4 protein-coding genes are annotated in these 5,210 nt (G+C 71.1%); all 4 read right to left on the bottom strand.

Features of this window, described 5'->3' with window-relative positions:
• Nucleotides 1-89: 89 nt before the first annotated feature.
• Nucleotides 90-557 carry a globin gene (locus AC529_RS14695; RefSeq protein ID WP_068757693.1) on the bottom strand — a complete coding sequence of 156 codons (468 nt, stop codon included), beginning with the start codon at nucleotides 555-557 and terminating at the stop codon, nucleotides 90-92.
• A 139-nt stretch (nucleotides 558-696) separates the two neighbouring features.
• Complete coding sequence (gene ettA, locus AC529_RS14690; protein ID WP_068757691.1) at nucleotides 697-2,361, bottom strand: energy-dependent translational throttle protein EttA; 1,665 nt, start codon at nucleotides 2,359-2,361, stop codon at nucleotides 697-699.
• A 104-nt stretch (nucleotides 2,362-2,465) separates the two neighbouring features.
• Nucleotides 2,466-3,551: a DUF4192 domain-containing protein gene (locus tag AC529_RS14685; protein WP_068757690.1), complete on the bottom strand. Its 1,086-nt coding sequence runs from the start codon at nucleotides 3,549-3,551 to the stop codon at nucleotides 2,466-2,468.
• A 65-nt stretch (nucleotides 3,552-3,616) separates the two neighbouring features.
• Complete coding sequence (locus AC529_RS14680; RefSeq protein WP_068757689.1) at nucleotides 3,617-4,963, bottom strand: sensor domain-containing diguanylate cyclase; 1,347 nt, start codon at nucleotides 4,961-4,963, stop codon at nucleotides 3,617-3,619.
• Nucleotides 4,964-5,210: the final 247 nt, after the last annotated feature.

Genomic DNA, 5,210 nt, shown 5'->3' with positions numbered 1-5,210 from the left:
CGCGGCGGCGCTGTTCGGCGCCGCCGCGATCGGCGTGGTCCCCCGCCGTGCGGCGCTCGGACGGCCGTGACGGCCGCCCGTGCCAGGGTTCAGCTCAGCGAGACCCGGATCGTCTCGCCCTCGTCGCCGTCGTCGCTCCTGCGGTCGGTGACGGTGAAGGAGCGCGTGACCACGGGGGGCTCGGCGTCCTCCGGCACGTTCACCATGCCGTAGGCGGCGTAGACCAGGTACTTCCACAGCGGCTCCTCCAGGTGGGCAGGCAGCTCGAGTTCGTCCACGGCCGCGCGCATGTGCGCCAGCCAGCGGTCGCGCTCCTCGGCGCCGATGCGGTAGGGGAAGTGCCGCATGCGCAGCCGCGGGTGGCCGCGCCGCTCGCTGTAGGTGCGCGGGCCGCCCCAGTACTGCATGAGGAACAGGCGCAGCCGCTCCTCCGCCGGGCCCAGGTCGGCCTCGGGGTACAGGGGACGCAGGACGGGGTCGGCGGCGACCCCCTCGTAGAAGCGGCGGACCAGGCGGGTGAAGGTCTCCTCACCGCCGACTGCCTCGAAGAAGGTCACTTGGTCATCGTGCTGGGAAGTCATAGCGCCTACAGGGTACGTGCCGGCCGCCCGGGGCGCGCCGCGGATCCTGCCCGGAGGTCCAGACTGCGGCGCGCCCCGGCAGAGCCGACCGGGGACGTCGGGTGCGGGCCGGTCGTCAGCCGCGGGTGAGCTTGCGGTGCGTCACGGCGTGCGGGCGGGCCGCCTCGGGGCCGAGGCGCTCGATCTTGTTCTTCTCGTACAGCTCGAAGTTGCCCTCGAACCAGAACCAGTTGGCGCCGCCCTCCCAGGCGAGGATGTGGGTGGCGACCCGGTCCAGGAACCAGCGGTCGTGGCTGGTGATCACGGCGCAGCCGGGGAAGTCCAGCAGCGCGTTCTCCAGCGAGCCGAGGGTCTCGACGTCCAGGTCGTTGGTGGGCTCGTCCAGCAGCAGCAGGTTGCCGCCCTGCTTGAGGGTGAGCGCCAGGTTGACCCGGTTGCGTTCGCCGCCGGACAGCACCCCGGCCTTCTTCTGCTGGTCGGACCCCTTGAACCCGAACGCGGCGACGTAGGCGCGGCTGGGGATCTCGACGTTGCCGACCCGGATGAAGCTCTCGCCGTCGGAGACGACCTCCCAGACGTTCTTGTCGTCGTCGATGCGGCCGCGGTACTGGTCGACGTAGGAGATCTTCACGGTCTCGCCGATGGTGATGGAGCCGCTGTCGGGCTGCTCCTGCCCCACGATCATCTTGAACAGGGTGGTCTTGCCGACGCCGTTGGGACCGATGACGCCGACGATGCCGTTGGGCGGCAGGGAGAAGGACAGGTTCTCGATCAGGATGCGGTCGCCGAAGCCCTTGGTGAGGTTCTTGACCTCGACCACGGTGCTGCCCAGGCGCGGCCCCGGCGGGATCTGGATCTCCTCGAAGTCCAGCTTGCGGGTCTTGGCGGCCTCGGCGGCCATCTCCTCGTAGCGCTGTAGGCGGGCCTTGCTCTTGGACTGGCGGGCCTTGGGGTTGGAGCGGACCCACTCCAGCTCCTCTTCCAGGCGCTTCTTGCGCTTGGCGTCCTTGGCCCCCTCGACCTTGAGGCGCTCGGCCTTGGTCTGCAGGTAGGTGGTGTAGTTGCCCTCGTAGGGGTAGAGCCGGCCGCGGTCGATCTCCAGGATCCAGTTGGCGACGTTGTCCAGGAAGTAGCGGTCGTGGGTGATCGCGATGATCGTTCCCGGGTACTTCTCCAGGTGCTGCTCCAGCCACTGGACGCTCTCGGCGTCCAGGTGGTTGGTGGGCTCGTCCAGCAGCAGCAGGTCGGGCTGCTCCAGCAGGAGCCTGCACAGCGCGACGCGGCGCTTCTCACCGCCGGAGAGCACCGAGACGTCGGCGTCGGCGGGCGGGCAGCGCAGCGCGTCCATGGCCTGGGCGAGCTGGCTGTCCAGGTCCCAGGCGTTGCGGTGGTCCAGGGCGTCCTGCAACTTGCCCATCTCTTCGAGGAGCTCGTCGGAGTAGTCCGTGGCCATCTTCTCGGCGATCTCGTTGAAGCGGTCGAGCATCGCCTTGGTCTCCGCGACACCCTCCTGGACGTTCTCCAGAACCGTCTTGGCGGGGTCGAGCTGCGGCTCCTGGGCGAGTAGGCCGACGGTGTACCCGGGCATGAGACGCGCCTCGCCGTTGGACGGCTGCTCGATGCCGGCCATCAGTTTGAGCAGCGTGGACTTGCCCGCGCCGTTGGGGCCCACGACGCCGATCTTGGCGCCGGGGAGGAAGGAGCCCGAGACGTCGTCCAGGACTACCTTGTCGCCGTGCGCTTTACGCACGTTTCGCATCGTGTAGATGTACTCCGCCATGACTCCCAGCCTAGGGTGTTCGGTCGCCTGCACCGGCCACGTCCGCGGACCGGCGGGCTGCGGTGCGGCCCGGGCCACACCGCACTGCCCGGGAGGCCGCCGGTTCAGGAGTCGTGGTCCCGGGCGGGCCGCAGTGCCGTGGCGCCGTCGCCCACGGGCGCCTGGTCGGCGAGCCAGTCGGGGCCGAAGCCCTCCCACTTGCGGGGAGGAAGTCCGTAGTACACCGCCCGGCGGACGAGTTGGGCCATGGAGTAGTCCGGATCGGCCTCCAGCGCCCGCGCCAGGGCCGCGTCGGCCAGCACGGGGTCGTCGTTCTGCCAGGCGGCGAACCCGAGCAGGGACGCGGGCGCGGCGGCGTAGGCGGGATCGACACGGCACAGCACGTACGACCACAGGCCGACGTGGACGGCGACGTGCTCGCGGTCGATGTGCGCCCATGCCTCGTCCCGGACGCGCAGGTCGACCAGGAGCAGCCCCAGCCAGGCCACGGTCGCGTGGTCCGGCGGCGGGGCGCCCTCCAACGCGGCGGACACCACGGCCCGCACCGTGCGGACGCCCTCGGCGGTGAGGGCCTCGTGGCGCGGGCTGGGTGCGGCTCCCCACAGCCGCGCCGCGCGCTCCTCGGCCTCCCGGGTGGCCCGGGTCATCTCTGCGCGCTCGGCTCCGCCGACGGGTTCGACGAGCGCCAGGATCTCGTCCCGGTCGGCGCGGACCCGCACTCCCGCCGCGACCGCCGCGGCGGGGATGGTGGAGCGGTGGACGTCGTAGGCCACCCCCTCGGGTGGACAGCAGTCGGGATCGGAGCAGTCGTAGGACCAGTAGCGGTCCTCGGTCACCCGGAGCGTCTCGGCGACGGCGACGCCCCGGTCGACGAGGCTGTTCCGGGAGGCCAGCAGGCAGGGGGCGACCAGCTCGGCGGGGCCGTAGCCGAGGACGACCGCCCGGGTGCAGCCCTGTTCGGCGAAGGAGTCGGCGAGGCGCGTGGCGATGTCGGAGGGGTCGTGGTCGCTCTCGGAGAGGGGGCCGCAGCCCGAGGCGAGGTTGATGAAGCCGTCGCGGCCGTCAGAGCCCAGCGCGACGATGCAGTCCTTCGGGTGGAAGCCGATCAGGTAGGGGACGGCGGCGATCAGGTCGACGGGGTTGCGTACGGAGAGGCGGACAGGGAAGCGGAACTGCTCTTCGGTGTTCATGCCTCCACCCTCCGTGACCGCTCTCACGGCGGCACAAGTCGCAGTCGCGGGCTGTGGACAGCCGTTCAGGAGTCGCGGGACTCCGCGGACGGTTCGTCGGCGGAGCGGACGGAGACCCCCACCGACTTGGCCACCGGGAGGCAGACGCGGTCGCGTCCGGAGTCCTTGGCCCGGTACAGTGCCAGGTCGGCCGCTGCCATGAGTTCCAGCAGGTCCCGTCCGTGCACCCGCAGCAGGGCCACCCCGATGGAGACGGTGACGGTCACCGTGGTGTCGTTGACCGGCAGCGCCATGCGTCCCACCCGGGTGCGCAGCCGCTCGGCGGCCCGGCAGGCCTCGGCCATGTCGGCCCCGGGCAGCAGGACCACGAACTCCTCGCCGCCGAAACGGCCGATCACGTCGTACTGGCGGAGCTGGTGGCTGAGCGTGGTGGCGACGCCGAGCAGCACCTGGTCGCCGATCAGGTGCCCGTGGGTGTCGTTGACCTTCTTGAAGTGGTCGATGTCGACGATGAGGACGGCCAGCGGGCAGCCGGTGCGCAGCGCCCGGGCCAGCTCGGTCTTGGCCACCCGCTCCCAGGCGACCGCGTTGAGCAGTCCTGTCTTGGGGTCGGTGCGCGCCGCCGTCTGCAACTGCTGGAAGAGCAGGCTGCGCTGGAGCAGCAGCACCGGCGGCAGCACGACCAGGAGGAGGAAGAGCGACAGCGCGCACAGCACGGCCACGATCAGCCCGACGCACACCTCGACCGTGTCGAGCAGCAGCGACTCGGAGTTCCAGACCGTGGTGCGGCGCGGCTCCTCGGGCACGCTGAGCCGGATCGCCCCGGCGATGAGCACGGTGTTGCACACGGTGAACAGGACCGCGCACAGCACGGCGGCGCCGATCCCCGGGCCGTTGAGCAGCACGCTGCTCCGGGCCGATCCGGCGACCCCGTCGAGCAGGACCACCTGCCCGGGCCGCAGGGCGTGGAACACGGTGGAGGCGGAGAACCCGGAGAGCGCGACCACCGCCGCGCTGAACACGCGCCGGAACATGACGGCGCGCTGGATGCGGTACTGCATCAGCACGTACAGCGGGATCGGGGTGAGCAGGGAGTACAGCGGCGGCAGGAGCAGCACGACCGGTATCCACCAGACGCCGAGGAGGTCGCGGACCATCCCCTGGGGCATGCCCAGGCGGCGCATGGCCTCGACGCAGACCGCTCCGGAGGCGACGATGACCGCGGCGGTGAGCAGCTCCCCGGCGCGCGGAGCGGTGGTACACACCCCCACCGCAGCGAGCAGCACGTCGACGGCGACCAGCGCCACCACGAACCCGACCACGGCTCGCGGCTGGGTGAACAGCGCCCATTCCCGGGGACGGAACAGCACTCGACGATTACGCTCGGTGATCGGATGCCGGGTGAGTGTCATCGGGGCCTCCTCGCTGTCGGCCGACCCGGTACGGCGGGTGCCTCGACCCCGCCGCCGCCCGGTCCTGTCCTCCGGTCCTGCCCGCGGAAACGGAGCACCAATGGGAGACTACTTTAGGTAATATTCTAATCGCCATTCGTGAAAACCGCCGGAGAACCGGCACATTGACACGAGGAGTCTCCCGTATCGGGTTCCGCGGCACCGGGGCCGAGCGGCGTCCGGCCCGGGCCCGTCACCGCTGCGGCGC

It is taken from the genome of Thermobifida cellulosilytica TB100 (assembly GCF_001517975.1).
GTDB classification, from domain to species: Bacteria; Actinomycetota; Actinomycetes; order Streptosporangiales; family Streptosporangiaceae; genus Thermobifida; species Thermobifida cellulosilytica.
Note: the sequence above shows the minus strand (reverse complement) of the source record. Positions and strands in the feature narration are given on the sequence as shown.